This window comes from Xanthomonas campestris pv. campestris str. ATCC 33913, from assembly GCF_000007145.1.
Lineage (GTDB): Bacteria > Pseudomonadota > Gammaproteobacteria > Xanthomonadales > Xanthomonadaceae > Xanthomonas > Xanthomonas campestris.
Genome location: NC_003902.1, coordinates 1,039,046 through 1,065,085 on the forward strand (window position 1 = coordinate 1,039,046; position 26,040 = coordinate 1,065,085).

General features: G+C 61.7%; 31 protein-coding genes. All 31 read left to right on the forward strand.

Annotated features, from left to right (window positions below; translation table 11 throughout):
* Positions 1-150 precede the first annotated feature (150 nt).
* Positions 151-579 carry a 50S ribosomal protein L11 gene (rplK, locus tag XCC_RS04580; RefSeq protein WP_011036114.1) on the forward strand — a complete coding sequence of 143 codons (429 nt, stop codon included), beginning with the start codon at positions 151-153 and terminating at the stop codon, positions 577-579.
* Between the two features lie 3 nt (positions 580-582).
* Positions 583-1,281 carry a 50S ribosomal protein L1 gene (rplA, locus tag XCC_RS04585; RefSeq protein ID WP_011036115.1) on the forward strand — a complete coding sequence of 233 codons (699 nt, stop codon included), beginning with the start codon at positions 583-585 and terminating at the stop codon, positions 1,279-1,281.
* Between the two features lie 548 nt (positions 1,282-1,829).
* Positions 1,830-2,363 carry a 50S ribosomal protein L10 gene (gene rplJ / locus XCC_RS04590; protein ID WP_011036116.1) on the forward strand — a complete coding sequence of 178 codons (534 nt, stop codon included), beginning with the start codon at positions 1,830-1,832 and terminating at the stop codon, positions 2,361-2,363.
* A gap of 54 nt (positions 2,364-2,417) precedes the next feature.
* Entirely contained in the window at positions 2,418-2,783 is a 366-nt protein-coding gene (rplL, locus tag XCC_RS04595) for a 50S ribosomal protein L7/L12 (RefSeq protein ID WP_011036117.1), read from the forward strand.
* 254 nt (positions 2,784-3,037) lie between these two features.
* On the forward strand, positions 3,038-7,189 hold the full coding sequence (gene rpoB / locus XCC_RS04600) for a DNA-directed RNA polymerase subunit beta (RefSeq protein ID WP_164923324.1): 4,152 nt from the start codon (positions 3,038-3,040) through the stop codon (positions 7,187-7,189).
* A 100-nt stretch (positions 7,190-7,289) separates the two neighbouring features.
* Complete coding sequence (rpoC, locus tag XCC_RS04605; protein WP_011036119.1) at positions 7,290-11,507, forward strand: DNA-directed RNA polymerase subunit beta'; 4,218 nt, start codon at positions 7,290-7,292, stop codon at positions 11,505-11,507.
* Between the two features lie 223 nt (positions 11,508-11,730).
* Positions 11,731-12,105 (forward strand): 30S ribosomal protein S12, encoded by a 375-nt coding sequence (gene rpsL / locus XCC_RS04610; protein ID WP_003469157.1) that lies wholly within the window; start codon positions 11,731-11,733, stop codon positions 12,103-12,105.
* 12 nt (positions 12,106-12,117) lie between these two features.
* Entirely contained in the window at positions 12,118-12,585 is a 468-nt protein-coding gene (gene rpsG, locus XCC_RS04615) for a 30S ribosomal protein S7 (RefSeq protein ID WP_005993356.1), read from the forward strand.
* Between the two features lie 137 nt (positions 12,586-12,722).
* Positions 12,723-14,840, forward strand: coding sequence for an elongation factor G (fusA, locus tag XCC_RS04620; RefSeq protein ID WP_011036120.1), 2,118 nt, complete (start codon positions 12,723-12,725; stop codon positions 14,838-14,840).
* Positions 14,841-14,888: 48 nt separating this feature from the next.
* Complete coding sequence (gene tuf, locus XCC_RS04625; RefSeq protein ID WP_011036121.1) at positions 14,889-16,079, forward strand: elongation factor Tu; 1,191 nt, start codon at positions 14,889-14,891, stop codon at positions 16,077-16,079.
* A 455-nt stretch (positions 16,080-16,534) separates the two neighbouring features.
* Positions 16,535-16,846, forward strand: coding sequence for a 30S ribosomal protein S10 (gene rpsJ / locus XCC_RS04630; RefSeq protein ID WP_011036122.1), 312 nt, complete (start codon positions 16,535-16,537; stop codon positions 16,844-16,846).
* A gap of 11 nt (positions 16,847-16,857) precedes the next feature.
* A complete protein-coding gene (gene rplC / locus XCC_RS04635) occupies positions 16,858-17,508 on the forward strand; it encodes a 50S ribosomal protein L3 (RefSeq protein ID WP_011036123.1) in 651 nt (216 codons plus the stop codon).
* 12 nt (positions 17,509-17,520) lie between these two features.
* Complete coding sequence (rplD, locus tag XCC_RS04640) at positions 17,521-18,126, forward strand: 50S ribosomal protein L4 (RefSeq protein WP_011036124.1); 606 nt, start codon at positions 17,521-17,523, stop codon at positions 18,124-18,126.
* Complete coding sequence (gene rplW, locus XCC_RS04645) at positions 18,123-18,422, forward strand: 50S ribosomal protein L23 (protein ID WP_002811694.1); 300 nt, start codon at positions 18,123-18,125, stop codon at positions 18,420-18,422. Before rplD ends, rplW begins: the two co-directional genes overlap by 4 nt.
* A gap of 10 nt (positions 18,423-18,432) precedes the next feature.
* On the forward strand, positions 18,433-19,260 hold the full coding sequence (rplB, locus tag XCC_RS04650) for a 50S ribosomal protein L2 (RefSeq protein ID WP_011036125.1): 828 nt from the start codon (positions 18,433-18,435) through the stop codon (positions 19,258-19,260).
* A gap of 6 nt (positions 19,261-19,266) precedes the next feature.
* Complete coding sequence (gene rpsS / locus XCC_RS04655) at positions 19,267-19,536, forward strand: 30S ribosomal protein S19 (protein WP_005993369.1); 270 nt, start codon at positions 19,267-19,269, stop codon at positions 19,534-19,536.
* A 12-nt stretch (positions 19,537-19,548) separates the two neighbouring features.
* Complete coding sequence (gene rplV / locus XCC_RS04660; protein ID WP_003486710.1) at positions 19,549-19,884, forward strand: 50S ribosomal protein L22; 336 nt, start codon at positions 19,549-19,551, stop codon at positions 19,882-19,884.
* Between the two features lie 17 nt (positions 19,885-19,901).
* Positions 19,902-20,636, forward strand: a complete 735-nt coding sequence (gene rpsC / locus XCC_RS04665) for a 30S ribosomal protein S3 (RefSeq protein WP_011036126.1) — start codon at positions 19,902-19,904, stop codon at positions 20,634-20,636.
* Between the two features lie 5 nt (positions 20,637-20,641).
* Positions 20,642-21,055, forward strand: a complete 414-nt coding sequence (gene rplP, locus XCC_RS04670) for a 50S ribosomal protein L16 (protein WP_011036127.1) — start codon at positions 20,642-20,644, stop codon at positions 21,053-21,055.
* Complete coding sequence (rpmC, locus tag XCC_RS04675; protein ID WP_011036128.1) at positions 21,055-21,240, forward strand: 50S ribosomal protein L29; 186 nt, start codon at positions 21,055-21,057, stop codon at positions 21,238-21,240. Before rplP ends, rpmC begins: the two co-directional genes overlap by 1 nt.
* A gap of 11 nt (positions 21,241-21,251) precedes the next feature.
* Positions 21,252-21,521: a 30S ribosomal protein S17 gene (gene rpsQ, locus XCC_RS04680; RefSeq protein ID WP_011036129.1), complete on the forward strand. Its 270-nt coding sequence runs from the start codon at positions 21,252-21,254 to the stop codon at positions 21,519-21,521.
* A 14-nt stretch (positions 21,522-21,535) separates the two neighbouring features.
* Complete coding sequence (rplN, locus tag XCC_RS04685) at positions 21,536-21,904, forward strand: 50S ribosomal protein L14 (RefSeq protein ID WP_003486699.1); 369 nt, start codon at positions 21,536-21,538, stop codon at positions 21,902-21,904.
* 15 nt (positions 21,905-21,919) lie between these two features.
* The gene (rplX, locus tag XCC_RS04690; RefSeq protein ID WP_008571669.1) at positions 21,920-22,237 is read left to right on the forward strand and encodes a 50S ribosomal protein L24; all 318 of its coding nucleotides are present in this window, start codon (positions 21,920-21,922) and stop codon (positions 22,235-22,237) included.
* 11 nt (positions 22,238-22,248) lie between these two features.
* On the forward strand, positions 22,249-22,791 hold the full coding sequence (rplE, locus tag XCC_RS04695) for a 50S ribosomal protein L5 (protein ID WP_010371090.1): 543 nt from the start codon (positions 22,249-22,251) through the stop codon (positions 22,789-22,791).
* 18 nt (positions 22,792-22,809) lie between these two features.
* Positions 22,810-23,115, forward strand: coding sequence for a 30S ribosomal protein S14 (gene rpsN / locus XCC_RS04700; RefSeq protein WP_005917137.1), 306 nt, complete (start codon positions 22,810-22,812; stop codon positions 23,113-23,115).
* Positions 23,116-23,320: 205 nt separating this feature from the next.
* Positions 23,321-23,719, forward strand: a complete 399-nt coding sequence (rpsH, locus tag XCC_RS04705) for a 30S ribosomal protein S8 (RefSeq protein WP_010371096.1) — start codon at positions 23,321-23,323, stop codon at positions 23,717-23,719.
* Positions 23,720-23,734: 15 nt separating this feature from the next.
* The gene (gene rplF / locus XCC_RS04710; protein ID WP_011036130.1) at positions 23,735-24,262 is read left to right on the forward strand and encodes a 50S ribosomal protein L6; all 528 of its coding nucleotides are present in this window, start codon (positions 23,735-23,737) and stop codon (positions 24,260-24,262) included.
* Positions 24,263-24,344: 82 nt separating this feature from the next.
* Positions 24,345-24,704, forward strand: coding sequence for a 50S ribosomal protein L18 (gene rplR, locus XCC_RS04715; RefSeq protein ID WP_005993383.1), 360 nt, complete (start codon positions 24,345-24,347; stop codon positions 24,702-24,704).
* Positions 24,705-24,863: 159 nt separating this feature from the next.
* Positions 24,864-25,406: a 30S ribosomal protein S5 gene (rpsE, locus tag XCC_RS04720; protein WP_003486682.1), complete on the forward strand. Its 543-nt coding sequence runs from the start codon at positions 24,864-24,866 to the stop codon at positions 25,404-25,406.
* A complete protein-coding gene (gene rpmD / locus XCC_RS04725) occupies positions 25,399-25,590 on the forward strand; it encodes a 50S ribosomal protein L30 (protein WP_006450646.1) in 192 nt (63 codons plus the stop codon). Before rpsE ends, rpmD begins: the two co-directional genes overlap by 8 nt.
* Before the next feature lie 4 nt (positions 25,591-25,594).
* Positions 25,595-26,038: a 50S ribosomal protein L15 gene (rplO, locus tag XCC_RS04730; RefSeq protein ID WP_012439114.1), complete on the forward strand. Its 444-nt coding sequence runs from the start codon at positions 25,595-25,597 to the stop codon at positions 26,036-26,038.
* Positions 26,039-26,040 lie beyond the last annotated feature (2 nt).

Below are 26,040 nucleotides of genomic sequence, written 5' to 3' on the forward strand. Positions count from 1 at the left end.
CGCGGCTCGCTCACCTGGCGACCGCCGGGGACCAATGGCTGCCGTACGGCGGCCATCTGCGCATTGTCAAAACGCGAAGCCGGGACGCGTGATTCTCCCGGTCCGATGGGGAGCCTGTTGTTCAGGCGCTAGCACCCGGAGAGTATTGAAATGGCTAAGAAAGTAGTTGCTTTAATCAAGTTGCAGGTCAAGGCCGGACAGGCCAATCCTGCGCCGCCGGTCGGTCCTGCGCTGGGTCAGCGCGGTCTGAACATCATGGAGTTCTGCAAGGCGTTCAATGCCGCGACCTCCAAGCTGGAGCCGGGCCTGCCGACGCCGGTGATCATCACCGCGTACTCGGACCGTACCTTCACCTTCATCACCAAGAGCACCCCGGCCAGCGTGCTGCTCAAGAAGGCTGCCGGCGTGAGCTCCGGGTCCAAGCGCCCGAACACCGACAAGGTGGGCAAGGTGACGCGCAAGCAGCTGGAAGAGATCGTCAAGGTCAAGGAAGCCGATCTCACGGCGGCCGAGCTGGAAGCGGCAGTGCGCACGATTGCGGGTTCTGCCCGCAGCATGGGTTTGACGGTGGAGGGCTAAGACATGGCACAGAGCAAGCGCGTGAAGGCCATTGCGGCCGCTGTCGTTCCGGGCAAGACCTATGCCTTCGAAGACGCAATCAAGATCCTGAAGACCTCCACCAAGGCCAAGTTCGTCGAGTCCATCGACGTCGCTGTGCGCCTGGGCGTGGACGCCAAGAAGTCCGACCAGCAGGTGCGCGGTTCCACCGTGCTGCCGGCCGGTACCGGCAAGAGCGTGCGCGTTGCAGTGTTCGCACCGGCTGGCGCCAAGGCTGACGAAGCCCTGGCTGCAGGCGCCGAAGCCGTGGGTATGGACGACCTGGCCGAGAAGATGCAGGCCGGCGATCTGAACTACGACGTGGTCATCGCGACCCCGGACGCCATGCGCGTCGTCGGTAAGCTCGGCACCCTGTTGGGTCCGCGCGGCCTGATGCCAAACCCGAAGGTCGGGACGGTTTCCCCGAACCCGGGTGAAGCGGTCAAGAACGCCAAGTCGGGTCAGGTGCGCTACCGCACCGACAAGGCCGGCATCATCCACTGCACCATCGGCAAGGCCAGCTTCGACGACGAAGCGCTGAAGTCGAATCTGCAGGCGCTGCTGCTGGATCTGGTCAAGGCCAAGCCGGCCACCTCCAAGGGTACCTACCTGCAGAAGGTGTCGGTCAGCTCGACCATGGGTCCCGGCGTGACCGTGGATCAGTCGAGCCTGTCGCTGAAGTAATGCAGTACGTCGGGCGTGTCACACGCCTGACGTGGTGTTGCAGTAATGCATTGTTTTTCCGGCCCGGGTCACCGTGTGCTGGGAGTCCGTTCCCTCCTTTGGGGAAACGGACATTTTGAAGGCGATCGCCGGTACTGCCGGCGGTAGCCGTCAAAGACCGCAGGCGCGGTCAGCGCAGATCGACGACGGGCAGGGATGCTCGCACTGGCATGGAGTCGCCGTCGAGACAGCGGGATCGCTTGATTGGTTCGTCAGAGCCGGCCGGCGTAGATGGTGTCGCCCTTCTGGAGTTTTCTGGTTAACGCGCTTCTGGGGCAACCCGGATCGAGCCCACTCCAGGTCTAGAACGGCCACCAAAGGAACATCGGTCGATGTTCCCGGCTTCCAGGAAGGAGGCTGCCCTGGACCGCAACCGGCAGGAGCCGCGAGCGGAGTAGTTTGAAGCGGGGATGAGGGATTCAGCGTTGGGGATTTGCAGGAGCTGCTTCATGGCTTTCGACGAATCACCGGTCACGAATCACCAGTCCCGGCTTTAACGGAGGAGTGCAATGGCTCTCAATCTGTCTCAGAAGCAAGAAGTAGTCGCCGAGCTGGCAGACATCGCCGCCAAGGCCCACTCCTTGATCGCCGCCGAATACGCTGGCATCACGGTCTCTCAGATGACCGCGATGCGCAAGCAGGCTCGCGAAACCGGCGTGTTCTTGAAAGTTGTCAAGAACACCCTGGCCGTGCGCGCTGTTGAAGGTACTGATTTCGCTGTCGCTGCTGACAAGCTGGTCGGTCCTTTGCTGTATGCGTTTTCGATGGAGGAGCCCGGCGCTGCCGGTCGCCTGATCAAGGAATTTGCCAAGGGCAACGACAAGTTGCAGGCCAAGGTCGTGTCCATCGGCGGGGAACTGTTCCCGGCCAGTCATGTGGACGTGTTGGCATCGCTGCCGACCCTCGACCAGGCTCTGGCCATGTTGGCCCGCGTGCTGTCCGAACCGGCTGCCATGTTCGCCCGTGCCGTCAAGGCCGTTGGCGACAAGCAGGGTGGTGGCGACGAAGCCGCCGCGCCGGTCGCCGAGACTGCCGAAGCTTGATGTCCTAGCGTTCGCTAGAACCCCAATCCAGAAAATCATTTAAAGGTAATCACAATGTCCCTTACCAACGAACAGATCGTCGACGCCATCGCCGAGAAGTCCCTGATGGAAGTGATGGAGCTGGTCAAGGCCATCGAAGAGAAGTTCGGCGTCTCCGCCGCTGCCCCGGTCGCAGCAGCTGCTGCCGGCCCGGCTGCCGTGGTCGAAGAGCAGACCGAGTTCACCGTGGTGCTGACCAGCCCCGGCGCCAACAAGGTTGCCGCGATTAAGGCTGTGCGCGGCGTGACCGGTCTCGGTCTGAAGGAAGCCAAGGATCTGACCGAAGCCGGCGGCATCCTGAAGGAAGGCGTCAGCAAGGATGAAGCCGAGAAGATCAAGAAGGAAATGACCGAAGCCGGCGCGACCGTCGAAGTCAAGTAAGCGGCATCTTGCATCGCCCGCGTTTCATGGTGATGCACTGAAGGCTGGGGGCGTAAAGCCCCCGGCCTTTGGCCGTTCCGGAGAGGTGTCATTTTCGGATGGCCAAATCCAACTCGCAGTCTCAAGGAGTTGGTAGTTGGAAGTAGCAGGAGAAGGCGTGCTGGTGCCGGCAATACCAGCGACTTCCAACTGACAACTTTTGTTATCTCAGGGCCGCTGCAACGCGGCCCCCGCAGCCCAGGGTGGAAGACCTCATGACGTCTTATTCGTTCACCGAAAAGAAGCGTATCCGCAAGGACTTCGGCAAGCAGCGCTCGATTCTCGAAGTGCCGTTCCTGCTTGCCATCCAGGTGGATTCCTACCGCGAATTCCTGCAGGAAGACGTGGAGCCCAACAAGCGCAAGGACCTCGGTCTGCACGCGGCTCTGAAGTCGGTGTTCCCGATTTCCAGCTACAGCGGCAACGCCGCGCTGGAATACGTTGGTTACAAGTTGGGCGAGCCCGTGTTTGACGAGCGTGAATGCCGTCAGCGCGGCATGAGCTATGGCGCGCCGCTGCGCGTGACCGTGCGCCTGGTGATCTACGACCGCGAGTCGTCGACCAAGGCCATCAAGTACGTGAAGGAGCAGGAGGTCTATCTCGGCGAAATTCCGCTGATGACCGAAAACGGCACCTTCATCGTCAACGGTACCGAGCGCGTGATCTTCTCGCAGCTGCACCGTTCGCCGGGTGTGTTCTTCGACCACGACCGTGGCAAGACCCACAGCTCGGGCAAGCTGCTGTACAGCGCCCGCATCATTCCGTACCGCGGTTCCTGGCTGGACTTCGAGTTCGACCCGAAGGATGCGCTGTTCACCCGTATCGACCGTCGCCGCAAGCTGCCGGTCTCGATCCTGCTGCGTGCGCTTGGCTACAACAACGAAGAGATGTTGGCCGAGTTCTTCGAGATCAACACGTTCCACATCAATCCCGATGAAGGCGTGCAGCTGGAGCTGGTGCCGGAGCGTCTGCGTGGCGAAACGCTGAACTTCGACCTGGCCGATGGCGACAAGGTCATCGTGGAAGCCGGCAAGCGCATCACCGCGCGTCACGTCAAGCAGCTGGAAGCCGCCGGCGTTGCCGCGCTGGCCGTGCCGGACGACTACCTGGTCGGCCGCATCCTGTCGCACGACGTGGTCGATGGCTCGACCGGCGAGCTGCTGGCCAATGCCAACGACGAAATCAGCGAAGACCAGCTGGCTGCGTTCCGCAAGGCCGGCGTCGATGCCGTGGGCACCTTGTGGGTGAACGACCTGGATCGTGGCCCGTACCTGTCCAACACCTTGCGTATCGACCCGACCAAGACGCAGCTGGAAGCGCTGGTCGAGATCTACCGCATGATGCGTCCGGGCGAGCCGCCGACCAAGGAAGCTGCGCAGAACCTGTTCCACAATCTGTTCTTCACCTTCGAGCGCTATGACCTGTCCACGGTCGGCCGGATGAAGTTCAACCGCCGTGTCGGCCGCAAGGAAGTGCTGGGCGAGTCGGTGCTGTACGACAAGAAGTACTTTGCCGAGCGTAACGACGAAGAATCCAAGCGTCTGGTCGCCGAGCACGCCGACACCTCCGACATCCTGGAAGTGATCAAGGTGCTGACCGAGATCCGCAACGGTCGCGGCGTGGTCGATGACATCGATCACCTGGGCAACCGTCGCGTGCGTTCGGTCGGCGAAATGGCCGAGAACGTGTTCCGCGTGGGCCTGGTCCGCGTCGAGCGCGCGGTCAAGGAGCGTCTGTCGATGGCGGAGTCGGAAGGTCTGACCCCGCAGGAACTGATCAACGCCAAGCCAGTGGCTGCTGCGATCAAGGAGTTCTTCGGCTCCTCGCAGCTGTCGCAGTTCATGGACCAGAACAACCCGCTGTCGGAAGTGACGCACAAGCGTCGCGTCTCCGCGCTGGGCCCGGGCGGTCTGACCCGCGAGCGCGCCGGCTTCGAAGTGCGCGACGTGCATCCGACCCATTACGGCCGCGTCTGCACCATCGAAACACCGGAAGGCCCGAACATCGGCCTGATCAACTCGCTGGCCGTGTTCGCCCGCACCAACCAGTACGGCTTCCTTGAGACGCCGTACCGTAAGGTGCTGGACGGCAAGGTCTCCGACGACGTCGAGTACCTGTCGGCGATCGAAGAAAACGAGTACGTGATCGCACAGGCGAATGCGCTGACCGACGCCAAGAACATGCTCACCGAGCAGTTCGTGCCGTGCCGGTTCCAGGGCGAGTCGCTGCTCAAGCCGCCGGCTGAAGTGCACTTCATGGACGTCTCGCCGATGCAGACCGTGTCGGTCGCCGCGGCGTTGGTGCCGTTCCTGGAGCACGATGACGCGAACCGCGCACTGATGGGCGCCAACATGCAGCGCCAGGCCGTGCCGACCCTGCGTTCGCAGAAGCCGCTGGTGGGTACCGGTATCGAGCGTGCGGTTGCGCGCGACTCGGGCGTGACCGTGAATGCCCGCCGTGGTGGTGTGATCGAACAGATCGACGCCGCACGCATCGTGGTCAAGGTCAACGAGGCAGAAATTGGCGGCGGCACCGATGCCGGCGTGGATATCTACAACCTGATCAAGTACACCCGCTCCAACCAGAACACCTGCATCAACCAGCGTCCGCTGGTGAACGTGGGTGACGTGATCGCGCGCGGCGACGTGCTGGCCGACGGCCCGTCCACCGACATCGGTGAACTGGCGCTGGGTCAGAACATGCTGATCGCCTTCATGCCCTGGAACGGCTACAACTTCGAAGACTCCATCCTGCTCTCCGAGCGCGTGGTGGAAGAGGATCGTTACACCACGATCCACATCGAAGAACTGACCTGCGTTGCGCGTGACACCAAGCTGGGGCCGGAGGAAATTTCCGCCGACATCCCGAACGTGTCCGAGCAGGCGTTGAACCGTCTGGATGAAAGCGGCGTTGTGTACATCGGTGCAGAAGTGCGCGCCGGCGACATCATGGTCGGCAAGGTCACGCCGAAGGGCGAGAGCCAGCTGACCCCGGAAGAAAAGCTGCTGCGTGCGATCTTCGGTGAGAAGGCCTCCGACGTGAAGGACAGCTCGCTGCGCGTGCCCCCGGGCATGGACGGCACCGTCATCGACGTGCAGGTCTTCACCCGCGACGGCATCGAGAAGGACAAGCGTGCGCGCCAGATCGAGGAATCCGAGATCAAGCGCGTCAAGAAGGACTTCGACGACCAGTTTCGCATCCTTGAAGCGGCCATCTACGCACGGTTGAGGTCCCAGATCGTGGGCAAAGTCGCCAATGGCGGTCCGAACCTGAAGAAGGGCGACAACGTCACCGACGCGTACCTGGACGGCCTGAAGAAGTCCGACTGGTTCCAGCTGCGCATGAAGGACGACGACGCAGCCGATGCGATCGAACGCGCGCAGAAGCAGATCCAGGCGCACGAGAAGGAATTCGAAGCACGCTTCGCCGACAAGCGCGGCAAGATCACCCAGGGCGATGACCTCGCACCGGGCGTGCTGAAGATGGTCAAGGTGTTCCTGGCGGTGAAGCGCCGCATCCAGCCGGGCGACAAGATGGCAGGCCGCCACGGCAACAAGGGTGTGGTCTCCAACGTCGTGCCTGTCGAAGACATGCCGTACATGGCCACCGGTGAGCCGGTCGACATCGTGCTGAACCCGCTGGGCGTGCCGTCGCGTATGAACATCGGCCAGATCCTGGAAGTGCATCTGGGCTGGGCAGCCAAGGGCCTGGGTCGCAAGATCCAGCGCATGCTGGAAGCCCAGACCGCGGTCAGCGAGCTGCGCAAGTTCCTTGATGACATCTACAACCACGACAGCGCGATCAATGCCGAGCGCGTGGACCTGTCGCAGTTCAGCGATGAGGAATTGCTCAACCTGGGCAAGAACCTGATCGATGGCGTGCCGATGGCCACCCCGGTGTTCGACGGTGCCAGCGAAGCGGAAATCAAGCGCATGCTGGAACTGGCCGAACTGCCGCAGAGCGGTCAGACCCAGCTGTACGACGGTCGTACAGGCGAAGCGTTCGATCGCAAGACCACGGTTGGCTACATGCATTACCTGAAGTTGAACCACTTGGTCGACGACAAGATGCATGCCCGCTCGACCGGCCCGTACTCGCTCGTTACCCAGCAGCCGCTGGGCGGCAAGGCGCAGTTCGGTGGTCAGCGCTTCGGTGAGATGGAAGTCTGGGCGCTGGAAGCCTACGGCGCGGCCTACACCCTGCAGGAAATGCTGACGGTGAAGTCCGACGACGTGCAGGGCCGCAACCAGATGTACAAGAACATCGTCGATGGTGAGCACGAGATGGTCGCGGGCATGCCGGAATCCTTCAACGTGTTGGTGAAGGAAATCCGCTCGCTGGCGATCAACATGGAACTGGAAGAGTGATCGGACAGGACCCGGGGGCCGCCACGCGGCGCCCGGTGTCCTCCCGCATGACCGCCTGTTTCATCTCAGATACGAAATTCCTCCGACCCGGAGATATCAAATGAAAGACCTGCTCAATCTCTTCAATCAGCAGCGCCAGACGCTGGATTTCGACGCGATCAAGATCGCGCTGGCGTCGCCGGACCTGATTCGTTCGTGGTCCTACGGCGAAGTGAAGAAGCCCGAAACCATCAACTACCGGACCTTCAAGCCCGAGCGTGACGGCCTGTTCTGCGCCGCCATCTTCGGACCGATCAAGGACTACGAGTGCCTGTGCGGCAAGTACAAGCGCATGAAGCACCGTGGCGTGGTCTGCGAAAAGTGCGGCACCGAAGTCACCCTGGCCAAGGTGCGTCGCGAGCGCATGGGTCACATCGACCTGGCCTCGCCGGTCGCGCACATCTGGTTCCTCAAGTCGCTGCCGTCGCGCATCGGCCTGATGCTGGACATGACCCTGCGTGACATCGAGCGCGTGCTGTACTTCGAAGCCTATGTCGTCACCGAGCCGGGCCTGACCCCGCTCGAGCGCCGCCAGCTGCTGACCGAAGAGCAGTACCTGACCGCACGCCAGGAGTACAACGACGACTTCGACGCCGCCATGGGCGCCGAGGCCGTGTACGAGCTGCTGCGCACGATCGACCTGCAGTCGGAAATGACCCGTCTGCGCGAAGAAATCGCCAGCACCGGTTCGGAAACCAAGCTCAAGCGTCTCACCAAGCGCATCAAACTGATCGAAGCCTTCCTGGAGTCGGGTAACCGTCCGGAGTGGATGGTCATGACCGTGTTGCCCGTGCTGCCGCCGGACCTGCGTCCGCTGGTGCCGCTGGATGGTGGCCGCTTCGCGACCTCGGATCTGAACGATCTGTACCGCCGCGTGATCAACCGCAACAACCGTCTGCGCCGCCTGCTGGAGCTCAACGCTCCGGACATCATCGTGCGCAACGAAAAGCGCATGCTGCAGGAATCGGTGGATGCGCTGCTGGACAACGGCCGGCGCGGTCGTGCGATCACCGGCACCAACAAGCGTCCGCTGAAGTCGCTGGCCGACATGATCAAGGGCAAGCAGGGCCGGTTCCGTCAGAACCTGCTCGGCAAGCGCGTGGACTACTCTGGTCGTTCGGTCATCACCGTCGGTCCGTACCTCAAGCTGCACCAGTGCGGCCTGCCGAAGAAGATGGCGCTGGAGCTGTTCAAGCCGTTCGTGTTCGCCAAGCTGCAGCGTCGCGGCCTGGCCACCACCATCAAGGCCGCCAAGAAGCTGGTCGAGCGCGAAGAAGCCGAAGTCTGGGACATCCTGGAAGAGGTGATCCGCGAGCATCCGGTGCTGCTGAACCGTGCGCCGACCCTGCACCGTCTGGGCATCCAGGCGTTCGAGCCGGTGTTGATCGAAGGCAAGGCCATCCAGCTGCATCCGCTGGTCTGCACCGCGTTCAACGCCGACTTCGACGGTGACCAGATGGCCGTCCACGTGCCGCTCTCGCTGGAAGCCCAGCTGGAAGCGCGTGCGCTGATGATGTCCACCAACAACATCCTGTCGCCGGCCAACGGCGAGCCGATCATCGTGCCGTCGCAGGACGTGGTGTTGGGCCTGTACTACATGAGCCGCGCCCTGGAGAACAAGAAGGGCGAGGGCATGGTGTTTGCCAACACCAGCGAAGTGAAGCGCGCCTACGACAACCGCGTGGTGGAACTGCACGCCAAGGTCAAGGTCCGCATCACCCAGGTGGACGTCGACACCGTTGATGGCAAGCGCACCAGCGGCACCTCGATCGTGGATACCACGGTCGGTCGTGCGCTGCTGAGCGAAATCCTGCCCGAAGGCCTGCCGTTCCAGCTGGCCAACACCGAGATGACCAAGAAGAACATCTCGCGTCTGATCAACTCCAGCTACCGTCTGCTGGGCTTGAAGGACACGGTCGTGTTCGCCGACAAGCTGATGTACACCGGCTATGCCTACGCAACCCGCGCAGGCGTGTCGATCGGCATCGACGACATGCTGATTCCGGACGAGAAGAAGGGCATCCTCACCGAGGCAGAAGCCGAAGTGCTGGAAATCCAGGAGCAGTACCAGTCCGGTCTGGTCACCGCCGGCGAGCGCTACAACAAGGTCGTGGACATCTGGTCGCGTACCAGCGAGCGCATCGCCAAGGCGATGATGGACACCATCGGTACCGAGAAGGTCGAAAATGCCAAGGGCGAAACCATCGACCAGAAGTCGATGAACTCGCTCTACATCATGGCCGACTCCGGTGCGCGTGGTAGCCAGGCGCAGATCCGTCAGCTGGCCGGTATGCGCGGCCTGATGGCGCGTCCGGACGGCTCGATCATCGAGACGCCCATCAAGGCGAACTTCCGCGAAGGCCTGAACGTGCAGGAGTACTTCAACTCCACCCACGGTGCCCGTAAGGGTCTGGCCGATACCGCGTTGAAGACGGCGAACTCGGGTTACCTGACCCGTCGTCTGGTCGACGTGGCGCAGGACGTGGTGATCACCGAAGTCGATTGCGGCACCACCGAGGGGTTGATCATGACCCCGATCGTGGAAGGCGGCGACGTGGTGGAGCCGTTGAAGGAGCGCGTGCTGGGCCGTGTCGTGGCCGAGGACGTGTACCTGCCGGGCAACGACGAAGAACCGATCGTCACCCGCAACACGCTGCTCGACGAAGCCTGGGTTGCCAAGCTGGAAGACGCCAGCGTGCAGTCGGTGAAGGTGCGTTCGACCATCAGCTGCGAATCCTCGTTCGGCGTGTGCGCACGCTGCTACGGCCGCGATCTCGCACGTGGTCACCAGGTCAACATCGGCGAAGCGGTCGGCGTCATCGCCGCGCAGTCGATCGGTGAGCCGGGTACCCAGCTGACCATGCGTACGTTCCACATCGGTGGTGCGGCATCGCGTGCGGCTGCGGTGGACAACATCACCGTCAAGACCACCGGTTCGGTGAAGTTCAACAACCTCAAGTCGGTGGCGCATGCCAGCGGCGCACTGGTTGCGGTCTCGCGTTCGGGCGAACTGTCCGTGCTCGATGGCCATGGCCGTGAGCGTGAGCGCTACAAGCTGCCCTACGGTGCCACCATCACCGCCAAGGATGGTGATGCAGTCAAGGCCGGTCAGGCCGTGGCCAATTGGGATCCGCATAACCACCCGATCGTGTCGGAAGTGGCCGGTTTCATTCGCTTCATCGACTTCGTCGACGGCGTCACCGTCATCGAGAAGACCGACGAACTGACTGGTCTGGCGTCGCGCGAAATCACCGACCCGAAGCGTCGTGGTGCCCAGGCCAAGGAGCTGCGCCCGATCGTGCGCATCGTTGATGCCAAGGGCAATGATCTGACCATTCCGAACACGGATCTGCCGGCGCAGTACCTGCTGCCGCCGCGCTCGATCGTCAACCTGCAGGACGGCGCCGCCGTCGGCGTGGGCGACGTGGTGGCGAAGATCCCGCAGGAAGCGTCGAAGACCCGCGACATCACCGGTGGTCTGCCGCGCGTGGCCGATCTGTTCGAAGCACGCAAGCCGAAGGATCCTGCGATCCTGGCCGAGCGCTCGGGCATCATCAGCTTCGGTAAGGACACCAAGGGCAAGCAGCGTCTGATCATCAAGGACACCGATGGCAGCGAACACGAAGAGCTGATCCCCAAGTACCGCCAGATCATCGTGTTCGAAGGCGAGCACGTGACCAAGGGCGAGACCGTGGTGGACGGCGAGCCGAGCCCGCAGGACATCCTGCGTCTGCTGGGTGTCGAGCCGCTGGCCGCGTATCTGGTCAAGGAAATTCAGGACGTGTACCGCCTGCAGGGCGTGAAGATCAACGACAAGCACATCGAGGTGATCACTCGCCAGATGCTGCGTAAGGTCGAGATCACCGATCAGGGCAACAGCAAGTTCCTCAACGGCGAGCAGGTCGAGCGCCAGCGCGTCATCGAGGAAAATGCACGCCTGGTCACGCGCAACGAGCTGCCGGCCAAGTACGACCCGGTGCTGCTGGGTATCACCAAGGCCTCGCTGGCCACCGAGTCGTTCATCTCGGCGGCGTCGTTCCAGGAGACCACACGCGTGTTGACCGAGGCTGCCGTCCGCGGCACCCGCGACAACCTGCGCGGTCTGAAGGAAAACGTCATCGTGGGTCGTCTGATTCCGGCCGGTACCGGTCTGGCGTATCACGCCGGTCGCCGCAAGGCATCGGGTCTGACCGACTCGGAAATGGAAACGCTGTCCGGCAAGCCGGCAGTGGTTGAACCGGTCGCGACCGTGGCCGACGCTGGTGCGGACGAGGAGTAAGCGCTCCGACGGCGGCCGCAAGGCCGCCGGTAGCCAAGCGAAAAGGAGGGCAGGAGGCCCTCCGTTTTCCGGCCTTTGGATGGGCCAGCAGGGTTAGATTTCCGTGAAGTTGACGGAGTTTCGTCCTGCCAGCTATACTTCCCTGTCTCGGCGGGCCGTTATTCGGCCTGCCTTCGTTTTCATGCAAGGCCGTTTTTTGGCCTCCAATCAGAAGAATCGACTGATGGCAACGATTAATCAGCTGGTCCGCAAGCCTCGGCAGGCGACCACCTACAAGAGTGCCTCCCCGGCACTGGACAAGTGTCCGCAGCGCCGTGGCGTTTGCACACGCGTCTATACCACAACCCCGAAGAAGCCGAACTCGGCCCTTCGTAAGGTCGCCAAGGTGCGCCTGACGAACCAGGAAGAGGTCATCAGCTACATCGGTGGTGAAGGCCACAACCTGCAGGAGCACTCCGTGGTCCTGATTCGTGGTGGTCGCGTCAAGGATCTTCCCGGTGTGCGTTATCACACCGTCCGTGGTTCGCTGGACGCCGCCGGCGTCGCAAAGCGCCGTCAAGGTCGTTCCAAGTACGGCGCCAAGCGCCCGAAGAGCTAAGGAAATACACCAATGTCCCGTAAAGGTTCTACTCCGCAGCGCACCGTCCTGCCTGATCCAAAGCATGGCAGCGAAACCATTGCCCGCTTCATCAATATGGTGATGCAAAGTGGCAAGAAGTCGGTTGCTGAGAAAATTGTCTATGGCGCAATGGACGTCATTGGCGAAAAGAATCCGAATGCCGTCGAGCTGGTGCAGAAAGCACTGGACAACGTGGCCCCGGCTGTCGAAGTCAAATCGCGTCGCGTCGGTGGTGCTACCTATCAGGTGCCCGTCGAAGTGCGCTCCTCCCGTCGTATGGCGCTGGCAATGCGCTGGTTGATCGATTCCGCGCGCAAGCGTGGTGAGAACACCATGCCGCGCAAGCTGGCTGCAGAACTGTTGGACGCCTCGGAAAGCCGTGGCGGCGCGATCAAGAAGCGCGAAGAGACTCACCGTATGGCGGAGGCGAACAAGGCGTTCGCACATTACCGCTGGTGACCTCGGGGGCCTTGGTAACGGGGCCCTTCAGCACCATATGAGTGCTGTTTGCGACGCGCAAAGCGTCGCATCCAATCCGAAGGCCGCCGAAAGGCGGCGTTCGGCCATCCGAAATCCAAGAAATTGAGAGGCTCCCCGTGGCCCGTACCACTCCCATCGAGCGTTACCGCAACTTCGGCATCATGGCGCACATCGACGCCGGCAAGACCACCACGTCCGAGCGCATCCTGTTCTACACCGGCGTCAGTCACAAGATCGGCGAAGTCCATGACGGCGCTGCAGTGATGGACTGGATGGAGCAGGAGCAGGAGCGTGGCATCACCATCACCTCCGCTGCGACCACCGCATTCTGGACGGGTATGGACAAGTCCATGCCGCAGCACCGCTTCAACATCATCGATACCCCCGGGCACGTCGACTTCACCATCGAAGTGGAGCGTTCCTTGCGCGTGCTCGACGGTGCGGTGTTCGTGCTGTGCGCCGTGGGTGGCGTGCAGCCGCAGTCCGAGACCGTGTGGCGTCAGGCCAACAAGTACTCGGTGCCGCGCATGGCCTTCGTCAACAAGATGGACCGTACCGGTGCCAACTTCGACAAGGTCGTCGAGCAGCTGAAGGCCCGTCTGGGCGCTTATGCTGTGCCGATGCAGGTGCCGATCGGCGCCGAAGACGGCTTTGAGGGCGTGGTCGATCTGCTCAAGATGAAGGCGATCCATTGGGACACCGCTTCGCAGGGCACCACCTTCGAATACCGCGACATTCCGGCCGATCTGGTCGATGTGGCGACCGAGGCGCGTTCGTTCATGGTCGAAGCGGCTGCTGAAGCCAGTGAAGCCCTGATGGACAAGTACCTCAACGACGGCGACCTGAGCGAAGACGAGATCCTGTCGGGTCTGCGCGAGCGCACCCTGAAGGTCGAGATCGTGCCGGTGTTCTGTGGCTCGGCGTTCAAGAACAAGGGCGTGCAGGCCATGCTCGACGGCGTCGTGCACCTGCTGCCGTCGCCTGCCGATCGTCCGCCGGTGCAGGGCATCGACGAGAACGAGAAGGAAGACACCCGTGATGCGACGGACACCGCGCCGTTCTCGGCACTGGCGTTCAAGATCATGACCGACCCGTTCGTCGGTTCGCTGACGTTCTTCCGTGTCTACTCGGGCACCTTGAACTCCGGCGACCAGGTCTACAACCCGGTCAAGTCGAAGAAAGAGCGCGTGGGCCGCATCCTGCAGATGCACTCCAACAATCGCGAAGAGATCAAGGAAGTGCGTGCGGGCGACATCGCCGCGGCTGTGGGCCTGAAGGACGTCACCACCGGTGACACCCTGTGTGCGCAGGACAAGATCATCACCCTGGAGCGCATGGTGTTCCCGGAGCCGGTGATTTCGATGGCGGTGGAGCCGAAGACCAAGTCGGACCAGGAAAAGATGGGCATGGCCCTGGGCCGTCTGGCGCAGGAAGATCCCTCGTTCCGCGTCAAGACCGACGAAGAATCCGGCCAGACCATCATCTCGGGCATGGGCGAGTTGCACCTGGACATCATCGTCGACCGCATGCGTCGCGAATTCAATGTCGAGGCCAACGTCGGCAAGCCGCAGGTGGCCTACCGCGAAACGATCCGCAAGTCGGACGTCAAGTCCGACTACAAGCACGCCAAGCAGTCCGGTGGTAAGGGTCAGTACGGTCACGTGGTGATCGAGCTGTCGCCGATGACCGAAGAAGATCGCAAGAACGATAGCGTCAAGGACGATTTCCTCTTCATCAACGACATCACCGGCGGCATCATCCCGAAGGAATTCATCCCCTCGGTTGAAAAGGGTCTGCGCGAAACGATCACCAGTGGTCCGATCGCCGGCTTCCCGGTGGTGGGCGTGAAGGTCAAGCTGGTGTTCGGCTCGTACCACGACGTCGACTCCTCGGAAATGGCGTTCAAGCTGGCCGCGTCGATGGCGTTCAAGCAGGGCTTCGCGAAAGCCAGCCCGGTGTTGCTGGAGCCGATCATGAAGGTCGAAATCGTCAGCCCGGAGGATTACCTGGGTGACGTGATGGGCGACGTGAGCCGCCGTCGTGGCGTGTTGCAGGGTCAGGACGACAGCCCGTCGGGCAAGATCATCAACGCGATGATTCCGCTGGGTGAAATGTTCGGCTACGCGACCTCGCTGCGCTCGATGAGCCAGGGTCGCGCGACGTTCTCAATGGAATTCGACCACTACGAAGAGGCACCGGCCAACATCGCCGACGCCGTCACCAAGAAGGGCTGAGTTCGCTCAGCCGCTTCACAAAATTTTCCAATTTAGAGGTAGTTAGTCATGGCAAGAGCTAAATTTCTTCGCGAAAAGCTGCACGTTAACGTCGGCACCATCGGTCACGTCGACCATGGCAAGACCACGTTGACCGCTGCGCTGACCAAGATCGGTGCCGAGCGTTTCGGTGGCGAGTTCAAGGCGTACGACGCGATCGACGCAGCGCCGGAAGAGAAGGCGCGTGGTATCACGATCTCGACCGCGCACGTTGAATATGAGTCCGCAGTGCGCCATTACGCGCACGTCGATTGCCCCGGCCACGCCGACTACGTCAAGAACATGATCACAGGTGCTGCGCAGATGGATGGCGCGATCCTGGTGTGTTCGGCCGCTGACGGCCCGATGCCGCAGACCCGTGAGCACATCCTGCTCTCGCGTCAGGTCGGTGTGCCGCACATCGTCGTGTTCCTGAACAAGGCCGACATGGTCGACGACGCCGAGCTGCTTGAGCTGGTCGAGATGGAAGTGCGTGAGCTCCTGAGCAAGTACGACTTCCCGGGCGACGACACCCCGATCATCCACGGTTCGGCCCGTCTGGCGCTGGAAGGCGATCAGAGCGACATCGGTGTGCCGGCGATCCTGAAGCTGGTCGAAGCCCTGGATACCTTTATTCCGGATCCGACCCGCGACGTCGACCGTCCGTTCCTGATGCCGGTCGAAGACGTGTTCTCGATCTCGGGTCGTGGCACCGTGGTGACCGGCCGTATCGAGCGCGGCATCATCAAGGTCGGCGATGAAATCGAAATCGTCGGTATCCGCGACACGCAGAAGACCACGGTCACCGGCGTTGAAATGTTCCGCAAGTTGCTGGACCAGGGCCAGGCAGGCGACAACGCCGGTCTGCTGCTGCGCGGCACCAAGCGTGACGACGTGGAGCGCGGCCAAGTGCTGTGCAAGCCGGGTTCGATCAAGCCGCACACCGAGTTCGAAGCCGAAGTCTACGTGCTGTCGAAGGACGAGGGCGGCCGTCACACCCCGTTCTTCAAGGGCTACCGTCCGCAGTTCTACTTCCGCACCACCGACATCACTGGCGCATGCCAGCTGCCGGAAGGCGTGGAAATGGTGATGCCGGGCGATAACGTGAAGATGGTCGTGACCCTGATCAACCCGGTCGCGATGGACGAAGGTCTGCGCTTCGCAATCCGTGAAGGTGGCCGCACCGTCGGCGCCGGCGTGGTCGCCAAGATCGTCAAGTAAGTGCCTGCAATCCGGTGACTTCGGTCGCCGGAAAGTAGAGAGAAGGGTCGGCGCAAGCCGGCCCTTTTTTATTGTGCAGTGAAGCGGGGGCGCGTTGCGGGGATTGATCCTGCAAGGCTTGCGCGGGCCAAATCACGTGGCTATAATGCGCGGCTCGGCGTTCCTGGGTAGGGCGCTGAGTTACAGCGAAAAGAACGGCAGGACGCCGCTCGTGTTCGCCAGACCGGGAAGGTCGCGTCGCATGGAGCACTCAGCAACTCACGTTGTTGACCGTGCTCTTGTTGCGCATTATACTTTTCCGTCTGGGCAGACCGGTTTGCCGGCCTGCCCCAGTTTTTGGGCGGAGGAAGTGCCCTCGTCGGCAGGATGCACGGCGATTTCATCTACGCAGGAATATCGGGGCAGGTATCCCAGAGGCCTTGCCCGTCGCTCTTTTAACGAAGGAACCCACCGTCATGGCGGACCAAAAGATCCGGATTCGGCTGAAGGCGTTCGATCATCGTTTGATCGACCGTTCGGCCAGCGAGATCGTCGAAACGGCCAAGCGGACCGGCGCGCAAGTGCGTGGCCCGATCCCGTTGCCGACCAAGATCGAACGTTACACCATCCTCGTATCCCCGCATGCCGACAAGGATGCGCGTGACCAATACGAAACCCGCACGCACAAGCGTGTGCTCGATATCGTCGACCCGAACGACAAGACCGTGGACGCGCTGATGAAGCTCGAACTCGCGGCTGGCGTCGACGTCCAGATCAAGCTGACCTGAGGACTACGACCATGACGAAGAAATATTCGTTGGGCTTCGTGGGCCGCAAGGCTGGTATGAGCCGCGTCTTTACTGAAGACGGCCGCTCGGTACCGGTCACGCTGATCGAAGCAACTCCGAACCGCATCGCGCAGATCAAGACCGTCGAAGTTGACGGCTACAGCGCCGTGCAGATTACCGTTGGTGCCCGTCGCGCCGCGCTGGTTAACAAGCCGGCTGCTGGTCACTTCGCCAAGGCGAAGGTGGAAGCGGGTCGCGGCCTGTGGGAATTCCGCGTTGAAGATGCGCAGCTCGGCGATTTCGCCGTCGGCGGCGAAATCAAGGCGGACATCTTTGAGGTCGGCCAGAAGGTCGACGTCCAGGGCGTCACCAAGGGTAAGGGTTTCCAGGGCACCATCAAGCGCTACAACTTCCGTATGGGCGATGCAACTCACGGTAACTCGCTGTCGCATCGCGCGCCGGGTTCGTTGGGTCAGCGCCAGACCCCGGGTCGCGTTTTCCCGGGTAAGAAGATGTCGGGCCACATGGGCGCCGTGCAGCAAAGCACGCAGAACCTGGAAGTGGTCAAGGTCGACGTCGAACGTGGTCTGATTGCCATCCGCGGCGCCGTGCCTGGCGCAGCTGGTGGTGACGTGATCGTCCGTCCGGCGAGCAAGGCATAAGGAGAGATGACGATGGAACTCGTTATCACGGGTAGCAACAACAAGGTCTCGGTCTCCGATGCCGTGTTCGGTCGCGAATTCAGCGAAGATCTGGTTCACCAGGTTGTCGTCGCTTATCGCAATGCCGGCCGCGCCGGCACCAAGGCACAGAAGACGCGTTCGGAAGTTGCGGGCACGACCAAGAAGTCGAAGAAGCAGAAGGGCGGCGGTGCGCGTCATGGCGCGCTGACGGCTCCGATCTTCGTCGGCGGCGGCGTGACCTTTGCGGCCAAGCCGCGCAGCTTCGAGCAGAAGGTCAACCGCAAGATGTACCGTGCGGCCATCTGCGCGATCTTCTCCGAGCTGAACCGTCAGGGTCGTCTGATGATCGTCGACTCGTTCGACATCGAAGCAACCAAGACCAAGGGTCTGATCGAGAAGCTGAAGGGGATGGATGTGGGCAAGCGCCCGCTGATCGTCACCGAAGAAGCCTCCGAGCACCTGTATCTGTCCGCCCGCAATCTGCCGTATGTGCAGGTGCGTGATGTGCAGGGTCTGGATCCGGTCGCTCTGGTCGGGGCCGACACGGTCGTGATCACCGCTGACGCGGTCAAGAAGGTCGAGGAGTGGCTGGCATGAGCAGCAACGAAAAAATCTTCAGCGTGCTGCGTGCTCCGCGAGTCTCCGAAAAGACCGCGCGCCTGCAGGAAATCTCCAACCAGTATGTCTTCGAAGTTTCGAACGAAGCCACCAAAGCCGATGTAAAGGCCGCGGTTGAGCAGCTGTTCGACGTCAAGGTCAAAGCGGTCAACGTGGTCAATGTGAAGGGTAAAAGCAAGTCCTTCCGTAACCGTGCTGGCAGCCGTGGCAATTGGCGCAAGGCATACGTCCGCCTGGTTGATGGTCAGTCCATCGACGTAACGGCCAAGGCCTGAGGTCCAACCCATGCCATTGATGAAGTTCAAACCCACCTCTCCCGGCCGTCGTTCCGCCGTGCGCGTGGTTACTCCCGATCTGCACAAGGGCGCGCCGCATGCGGCACTGCTCGACTCGCAGAGCAAGTCCGGTGGTCGTAACCACCATGGCCGCATCACCGTGCGTCACGTCGGTGGTGGCCACAAGCAGCACTACCGCATCATCGACTTCAAGCGCAACAAGGAAGGCATTCCGGCGCGTGTGGAGCGGATTGAATACGATCCGAACCGTACCGCTCATATCGCCCTGCTGTGCTATGTCGACGGCGAGCGCCGCTACATCATCGCCCCCAAGGGCCTGAAGGCGGGTGACCAGGTCATCGCCGGTGCCAACGCACCGATCAAGACCGGTAACGCGCTGCCGCTGCGCAACATCCCGGTCGGTACGACGGTCCACGGTATCGAGCTGAAGCCGGGTAAGGGCGCTCAGATCGCACGTGCAGCCGGTGCAGCCGTCCAGCTGGTCGCTCGCGAAGGCATCTATGCCACGCTGCGTCTGCGCTCGGGCGAAATGCGCAAGGTGCCGGTCGAGTGCCGCGCCACCATCGGCGAAGTCGGCAACGACGAGCACAACCTCGAGAAGCTGGGCAAGGCCGGCGCCAAGCGTCGGCGCGGTGTTCGCCCGACCGTTCGCGGTGCGGCCATGAACGCGAACGATCACCCGCACGGTGGTGGTGAGGCCAAGGCTGGCCAGGGTAATCCGCATCCGGTCACCCCGTGGGGTGTTCCGACCAAGGGTTACAAGACGCGCAAGAACAAGCGCACCCAGCAATTCATCGTCCGCGATCGTAGGGGCTAATCGACCATGGCACGTTCACTTAAGAAGGGCCCGTTCGTCGATCACCACCTTGCAAAGAAGGTGGAGTCCGCTGCGGGTAGCAAGAAGCCGATCAAGACCTGGTCGCGCCGTTCGATGATCCTGCCGGAAATGGTAGGCATCACCATCGCCGTGCATAACGGTAAGAACCACATTCCGGTGCTCGTCAATGAGAATATGGTCGGCCACAAGCTCGGCGAATTTGCCGTCACCCGGACCTTCAAGGGTCACGGTGGCGACAAGAAGTCGAGCAGGTAAGGAGAGATGACGATGGAAGCGAAAGCAATCCTGCGCACCGCGCGCATCTCCCCGCAGAAGGCCCGCCTGGTCGCTGACCAGGTGCGTGGACTGTCCGCCGAACGTGCGGTCAATCTGCTGAAGTTTTCGGACAAAAAGGCTGCACACCTGATCAAAAAGGTCGTGGAGTCGGCAATTGCCAATGCCGAAAACAATCAGGGCGCGGATGTCGACGAGCTGAAGGTCAAGACCATCATGGTTGATGAAGGTCCCTCCCTGAAGCGTTTCATGGCGCGGGCGAAAGGCCGCGGTACCCGCATCCTCAAGCGCACCAGCCACATCACTGTGGTTGTGGGCGCCGCCAAGTAAGCGGAAAGGAAAAGACCATGGGTCATAAAGTTCATCCGACTGGAATCCGCCTCGGCATCGCCAAGGACTGGAATTCCAAGTGGTACGCAAGCAAGGCCGACTTCGCCGCTTATCTGGCAGCCGACCTGAAAGTGCGTGAAATGCTGCGCAAGAAGCTCGCGCAGGCAGGCATCAGCAAGATCTTGATCGAGCGCCCTGCCAAAACCGCCCGCGTGACGATCCACACTGCCCGTCCGGGCGTGGTGATCGGCAAGCGTGGTGAGGACATCGAAAAGCTGCGCAAGGAAGTGAGCGAGATGATGGGTGTTCCTGCCCACATCAACGTCACCGAAGTGCGCAAGCCGGAGCTGGACGCGCAGCTGGTCGCCGAGTCGATCGCGCAGCAGCTGGAGCGTCGCATCATGTTCCGCCGTGCAATGAAGCGCTCGGTCGGTAACGCGATGCGCCTGGGTGCCCTGGGCATCAAGGTCAATGTGGCTGGCCGCCTCAACGGTGCAGAAATCGCCCGTTCGGAGTGGTACCGCGAAGGCCGCGTGCCGCTGCACACGCTACGTGCCGACATCGATTACGGTTTTGCCGAGGCGTCCACGACGTACGGCATCATCGGGATCAAGGTCTGGATCTATAAGGGCGAGGTCTTTGACTTCTCCCAGGTTGGCCAGGAGAAGCAGGACGACAGCCCGCGCAACGATCGTAACGATCGCGGCGACCGTGGTGACCGTCCTTCGCGCCCGGCTCGTGAAGCGAGGTAACGGCAATGTTGCAACCCAAGCGAACCAAATATCGCAAGATGCACAAGGGCCGCAATGACGGCCTGGCATGGAGCGGAAACGCCGTCAGCTTCGGCGAATACGGCCTCAAGGCCACTGCGCACGGTCAGCTGACCGCGCGTCAGATCGAGGCCGCCCGCCGTACGATCAGCCGCCACGTCAAAAAGGGCGGCAAGATGTGGATCCGTGTGTTCCCCGACAAGCCGATCACCAAGAAGCCGATCGAAGTCCGCATGGGCTCCGGTAAGGGCAACGTGGAGTACTGGGTCGCGCAGATTCAGCCGGGCCGCATGATCTATGAAATCGAGGGTATTCCCGAGGACATCGCACGTGAGGCGTTCCGCCTTGCCGCCGCGAAGCTTTCGGTGACCACCACTTTCGTGACCCGGACGGTGCGCTGATGGATATCAAACAACTCCGCGAGAAGTCGGCTGACGAACTGAAGGCCCACCTGACCGATCTGCGTAAGGAGCAATTCTCGCTCCGCATGCAGCAGGTCACCGGCCAGCTGCCGAAGACCCACGAAACCCGCCGGGTGCGCCGCGAGATTGCTCGCGTCAAGCACCTGCTCGGCAGCACCCAGTAAGGATGGCCGCGATGAGCGACAACAACGAAAAGCAAACGCTGCGCACGGTCGAAGGCCGTGTCGTCAGCAACAAGATGGACAAGACGGTCACCGTGTTGGTGGAGCGCCAGGTCAAGCACCCGTTGTACGGTAAGTACATCAAGCGCTCGTCCAAGCTGCACGCACACGACGCCGACAATGCCTGCAACGAAGGCGATGTCGTGCGCGTGACTGAAATTGCGCCAATGTCCAAGACCAAGAACTGGCGGGTGGTCGAAATCGTCACCCGTGCGGCCGTCTAAGGGAGATCTGAATCATGATCCAGATGCAGAGCTACCTCGATGTGGCCGACAATTCGGGTGCCAAGGAAGTGATGTGCATCAAGGTGCTGGGCGGCTCTAAGCGCCGCTACGCACACATCGGTGACATCATCAAGGTGACCGTCAAGGACGCCATCCCGCGTGGCAAGGTCAAGAAGGGCGAAGTCTACGACGCCGTCGTGGTGCGTACCCGCAAGGGTGTGCGCCGTCCCGACGGTTCGCTGATCCGCTTCGACGGCAATGCCGCTGTGCTGTTGAACAACAAGCAGGAGCCGATCGGGACCCGCATCTTCGGGCCGGTGACGCGCGAGCTGCGTTCCGAGAAGTTCATGAAGATCGTCTCGCTCGCTCCCGAAGTGCTGTGAGCGGAGGACATACACATGGCTAACCGTATCAAGAAGGGCGACCAGGTCGTCATCAACACCGGCAAGGACAAGGGTAAGCAGGGTGAAGTGGTGCGTGTGGAGGGCGATCGCGTGATCGTCTCCAACGCCAACGTCATCAAGCGCCATACCAAGCCGAACCCGCAGGCGGGTGTCGCCGGCGGCGTGGTCGAGCGTGAAGCGTCGATCCATATCTCCAACGTCAATATCGTCAACCCGGCAACGGGCAAGGGCGAGCGCGTTGGCTTCAAGGTGCTGGAGGATGGACGCAAATTGCGTGTGTTCCGCTCCAGCGGTGAGGCGCTCGACGCCTGAGGAATGAGATCATGAACACTCGTCTCGAAAAGTTTTACAAGGAAAACGTGGTGCCGGCCCTGATGAAGGAATTCGGCTACACCAATCCGATGGAAGTGCCGAAGCTGGTCAAGGTCACGCTCAACATGGGCGTGGGCGAAGCGGCAACCAACAAGAAGATCCTGGAAAATGCGGTCGCCGACATGTCCAAGATTTCCGGTCAAAAGCCGGTGGTCACCAAGTCGCGCGTTTCGGTCGCATCGTTCAAGATCCGCGACGGTTGGCCGATCGGCTGCAAGACCACGTTGCGTCGCGCCAAGATGTACGAGTTTCTGGACCGTCTGATCAACATCTCGTTGCCGCGCGTGCGCGACTTCCGTGGTGTCTCGGGTCGCTCCTTTGACGGTCGTGGCAATTTCAACATGGGTGTGAAGGAGCAGATCATCTTCCCGGAAATCGACTTCGACGCCGTCGACGCGATTCGCGGTATGGATATCGCCATCACCACCACCGCCAAGACGGATGCGGAAGCGAAGGCGCTGCTGGCAGCGTTCAAGTTCCCGTTCCGTAACTGACCGTCGAGGACATCCGAAATGGCAAAGACCTCCATGATCCACCGCGACATCAAGCGGGCAAAGCTGGCAAAGAAGTTCGCCGGCAAGCGTGATGCGCTGAAGAAGATCCTCTCCAGTCAGGATGCGTCCTACGAAGAGAAGATCGATGCGTCGACCAAGTTGCAGAAGCTGCCGCGCGATTCGTCGCCGAGCCGCCACCGCAACCGTTGCGAGCTGTCCGGTCGTCCGCGCGGTGTCTACCGCAAGTTCGGTCTTGGTCGCAACATGCTGCGCAAGGCAACCATGAACGGTGACGTTCCGGGTCTGCGCAAGGCCAGCTGGTAATCACAATTCGGCCGCTCGCGGCCGGTTGGAACAGGTTTGTTCTGTTCAACAAGGGAGTCCGACGCAAGTCGGGCTCTTTTGTCGTATACTTCCGCTTCTGTCTTGCCCGTGAGGGTGGGGTGAAGCGTTCAAGGGTCCTGGCCCATCCCCAGGAAAACACAAGATTTTCGCGAAAGCGGATATCGGTGCACTCAAAGGTACTTATATGAGCATGACTGATCCCATCGCCGACCTGCTGGTTCGCATCAAGAATGCGGCCGCGGTTGGTAAGCAGACGGTGAAATTGCCGTCATCCAAGATCAAGGTTGCGATCGCCCAAGTCCTGAAGGACGAGGGTTACATTACTGACCTGCGCGTGACAGCGACCGAGAACAACAAGTCGGAGCTGGAAATCGTGCTGAAGTATTTCGAAGGCCGTCCGGTCATCGAGACCCTGAAGCGTTTCTCGCGCTCGGGTCTGCGCCAGTACCGTGGCAAGACCGAACTGCCCAAGGTCCTGGGTGGCCTGGGTATCGCCATCATCTCCACGTCGAAGGGCATCATGACCGATGCGCAGGCTCGCGAAGCCGGCGTTGGTGGTGAAGTCCTGTGCTTCGTGGCCTAAGGGAAGGAATCGAACATGTCCCGTGTAGCCAAGAAGCCTGTGTCCCTTCCGAAGGGTGTTGAGCTCAACGTCCAGCCCGAGCTGATCAGCGTCAAGGGCCCGAAGGGCACCCTGACCCTGCAGAAGCCGGTCGGCGTTGAAATCGCCATCGACGGCGACGTTGCAACCCTGTCGGCCAATGATCCGTCGCAGATCGCCATCACCGGCACCGTGCGCGCGATCCTCGCCAACATGATCAAGGGCGTTTCCGAAGGTTTCGAGCGCAAGCTCGAGCTGGTGGGCGTCGGTTATCGTGCCGCCATGCAGGGCAAGGATCTGAGCCTGGCGCTCGGCTTCTCGCACCCGCTGGTGTTCGTGGCGCCGGAAGGCATCACGCTGTCGACCCCGACCCAGACCGAAATCCTGGTCCAGGGCGCAGACAAGCAGCGCGTCGGCGAAGTCGCCGCCAAGATCCGCGGTTTCCGTCCGCCGGAGCCCTATAAGGGCAAGGGTGTGAAGTACGCCGGTGAAGTCATCATTCGCAAGGAAGCCAAGAAGGCTTAATGCAGGTCGTTCTGCGGGTCCGGCCATGCGTGGTCGGGTTCGTACCGAAGCCTGTTTCCTTCAGCTTTCATAGGATTAAACCATGAGCATCAACAAGAACATTGCCCGTCTGCGTCGCGCGAAGTCCACCCGTGCGCACATCCGCGAACTGGGCGTCGCCCGTCTGTCGGTGCTGCGCACCGGTCAGCACCTGTATGCGCAGGTCTTCACTGCCGACGGTTCCAAGGTGATCGCAGCCGCGAACACCCTGCAGGCCGACGTCAAGGACGGCCTGAAGAATGGCAAGAACAGCGACGCCGCCGTCAAGGTTGGCAAGCTGATCGCCGAGCGCGCCAAGGCTGCGGGTATCGAGAAGGTCGCATTCGACCGCTCGGGCTACCGCTACCACGGCCGCATCAAGGCGCTTGCCGATGCAGCCCGCGAAGGCGGCCTGCAGTTCTAAAGCACTGCTGTGGAGGCGGCCTCGCGTCGTCTCCACGTCCACCGCCGGCAGGGTCTGCCGGGCCGTCCCATTCTTCTGCAATGGCGCCGGGAACACTGCTGTATTCCACAACCATAAGCGGCCTCGAGCCGTACATACTTAATCACTCAAGGAATCAAGATGGCAGAAGAACGTGCGCCGCGGGGTCGTGATCGCGACCGTAACCGCGAAGAGAAAGTCGACGACGGCATGATCGAGAAGCTGGTCGCGGTCAACCGCGTCAGCAAGACCGTCAAGGGCGGTCGCCAGTTCACCTTCACCGCGCTGACCGTGGTCGGCGATGGTCTGGGCAAGGTCGGTTTTGGTTACGGCAAGGCGCGCGAAGTGCCGGTCGCTATCCAGAAGTCGATGGAGCAGGCGCGCAAGAACCTGGCTACGGTTGATCTGAACAACGGCACCTTGTGGCATGCCGTCAAGTCCGGTCACGGCGCAGCCCGCGTCTACATGCAGCCGGCGTCGGAAGGTACGGGCGTCATCGCAGGCGGCGCCATGCGCGCTGTGCTGGAGGCGGTCGGCGTCAAGAACGTGCTGGCCAAGGCGGTTGGTTCGCGTAATCCGATCAACCTGGTCCGTGCAACCCTGAAGGGTCTGTCGGAAGTGCAGTCGCCGGCGCGTGTTGCGGCCAAGCGCGGCAAGAAGGTGGAGGAGCTCAACCATGGCTAAGGACACTGGCAAGACTGTGAAGGTGCGCCTGGTGCGTGGCCTGCGTGGTACCCAGTCGCGTCACCGCCTGTCGGTGCATGCGTTGGGCCTGAATAAGATCAACGATGTGCGTGAACTCAAGGACAGCCCGCAGGTGCGTGGCCTGATCAATACGGTTCACTACCTCGTCAAGGTTGAGGACTAATCCCATGACTATGCATCTCAATGACCTCAAGCCCGCTGACGGCGCCCGTACCGAGCGCACGCGCGTCGGCCGCGGCATCGGCTCCGGCCTGGGCAAGACCTGCGGCCGCGGCCACAAGGGTTCGTTCGCACGTAAGGGCGGCGGCAAGATCAAGGCTGGCTTCGAAGGCGGCCAGACCCCGATGCAGCGTCGTCTGCCGAAGATCGGTTTCCGCTCCAAGATGGCGCGTGACAGCGCTGAAGTGTTGTCCTATCAGCTGGATAAGCTGGAAGCCGGTGAGATCGACTTTGCAGCGTTGCGTGCGGCCAATCTGGTACCGAGCCGCGCCAAGAAGGCGAAGATCGTGCTGAAGGGCGAGCTGAGCAAGAAGTTCGTGCTGAAGGGCGTTGCGGCAACCGCAGGTGCCAAGGCAGCAATCGAAGCTGCTGGCGGCAGCGTAGAGGAGTAATC

What these genes read in the sequence shown, in the direction of transcription:
- rplK (WP_011036114.1), top strand. Translation starts at nt 151, where the DNA reads ATGGCTAAGAAAGTAGTTGCTTTAATCAAGTTGCAGGTCAAGGCCGGA.
- rplA (WP_011036115.1), top strand. Translation starts at nt 583, where the DNA reads ATGGCACAGAGCAAGCGCGTGAAGGCCATTGCGGCCGCTGTCGTTCCG.
- rplJ (WP_011036116.1), top strand. Translation starts at nt 1,830, where the DNA reads ATGGCTCTCAATCTGTCTCAGAAGCAAGAAGTAGTCGCCGAGCTGGCA.
- rplL (WP_011036117.1), top strand. Translation starts at nt 2,418, where the DNA reads ATGTCCCTTACCAACGAACAGATCGTCGACGCCATCGCCGAGAAGTCC.
- rpoB (WP_164923324.1), top strand. Translation starts at nt 3,038, where the DNA reads ATGACGTCTTATTCGTTCACCGAAAAGAAGCGTATCCGCAAGGACTTC.
- rpoC (WP_011036119.1), top strand. Translation starts at nt 7,290, where the DNA reads ATGAAAGACCTGCTCAATCTCTTCAATCAGCAGCGCCAGACGCTGGAT.
- rpsL (WP_003469157.1), top strand. Translation starts at nt 11,731, where the DNA reads ATGGCAACGATTAATCAGCTGGTCCGCAAGCCTCGGCAGGCGACCACC.
- rpsG (WP_005993356.1), top strand. Translation starts at nt 12,118, where the DNA reads ATGTCCCGTAAAGGTTCTACTCCGCAGCGCACCGTCCTGCCTGATCCA.
- tuf (WP_011036121.1), top strand. Translation starts at nt 14,889, where the DNA reads ATGGCAAGAGCTAAATTTCTTCGCGAAAAGCTGCACGTTAACGTCGGC.
- rpsJ (WP_011036122.1), top strand. Translation starts at nt 16,535, where the DNA reads ATGGCGGACCAAAAGATCCGGATTCGGCTGAAGGCGTTCGATCATCGT.
- rplC (WP_011036123.1), top strand. Translation starts at nt 16,858, where the DNA reads ATGACGAAGAAATATTCGTTGGGCTTCGTGGGCCGCAAGGCTGGTATG.
- rplD (WP_011036124.1), top strand. Translation starts at nt 17,521, where the DNA reads ATGGAACTCGTTATCACGGGTAGCAACAACAAGGTCTCGGTCTCCGAT.
- rplW (WP_002811694.1), top strand. Translation starts at nt 18,123, where the DNA reads ATGAGCAGCAACGAAAAAATCTTCAGCGTGCTGCGTGCTCCGCGAGTC.
- rplB (WP_011036125.1), top strand. Translation starts at nt 18,433, where the DNA reads ATGCCATTGATGAAGTTCAAACCCACCTCTCCCGGCCGTCGTTCCGCC.
- rpsS (WP_005993369.1), top strand. Translation starts at nt 19,267, where the DNA reads ATGGCACGTTCACTTAAGAAGGGCCCGTTCGTCGATCACCACCTTGCA.
- rplV (WP_003486710.1), top strand. Translation starts at nt 19,549, where the DNA reads ATGGAAGCGAAAGCAATCCTGCGCACCGCGCGCATCTCCCCGCAGAAG.
- rpsC (WP_011036126.1), top strand. Translation starts at nt 19,902, where the DNA reads ATGGGTCATAAAGTTCATCCGACTGGAATCCGCCTCGGCATCGCCAAG.
- rplP (WP_011036127.1), top strand. Translation starts at nt 20,642, where the DNA reads ATGTTGCAACCCAAGCGAACCAAATATCGCAAGATGCACAAGGGCCGC.
- rpmC (WP_011036128.1), top strand. Translation starts at nt 21,055, where the DNA reads ATGGATATCAAACAACTCCGCGAGAAGTCGGCTGACGAACTGAAGGCC.
- rpsQ (WP_011036129.1), top strand. Translation starts at nt 21,252, where the DNA reads ATGAGCGACAACAACGAAAAGCAAACGCTGCGCACGGTCGAAGGCCGT.
- rplN (WP_003486699.1), top strand. Translation starts at nt 21,536, where the DNA reads ATGATCCAGATGCAGAGCTACCTCGATGTGGCCGACAATTCGGGTGCC.
- rplX (WP_008571669.1), top strand. Translation starts at nt 21,920, where the DNA reads ATGGCTAACCGTATCAAGAAGGGCGACCAGGTCGTCATCAACACCGGC.
- rplE (WP_010371090.1), top strand. Translation starts at nt 22,249, where the DNA reads ATGAACACTCGTCTCGAAAAGTTTTACAAGGAAAACGTGGTGCCGGCC.
- rpsN (WP_005917137.1), top strand. Translation starts at nt 22,810, where the DNA reads ATGGCAAAGACCTCCATGATCCACCGCGACATCAAGCGGGCAAAGCTG.
- rpsH (WP_010371096.1), top strand. Translation starts at nt 23,321, where the DNA reads ATGAGCATGACTGATCCCATCGCCGACCTGCTGGTTCGCATCAAGAAT.
- rplF (WP_011036130.1), top strand. Translation starts at nt 23,735, where the DNA reads ATGTCCCGTGTAGCCAAGAAGCCTGTGTCCCTTCCGAAGGGTGTTGAG.
- rplR (WP_005993383.1), top strand. Translation starts at nt 24,345, where the DNA reads ATGAGCATCAACAAGAACATTGCCCGTCTGCGTCGCGCGAAGTCCACC.
- rpsE (WP_003486682.1), top strand. Translation starts at nt 24,864, where the DNA reads ATGGCAGAAGAACGTGCGCCGCGGGGTCGTGATCGCGACCGTAACCGC.
- rpmD (WP_006450646.1), top strand. Translation starts at nt 25,399, where the DNA reads ATGGCTAAGGACACTGGCAAGACTGTGAAGGTGCGCCTGGTGCGTGGC.
- rplO (WP_012439114.1), top strand. Translation starts at nt 25,595, where the DNA reads ATGACTATGCATCTCAATGACCTCAAGCCCGCTGACGGCGCCCGTACC.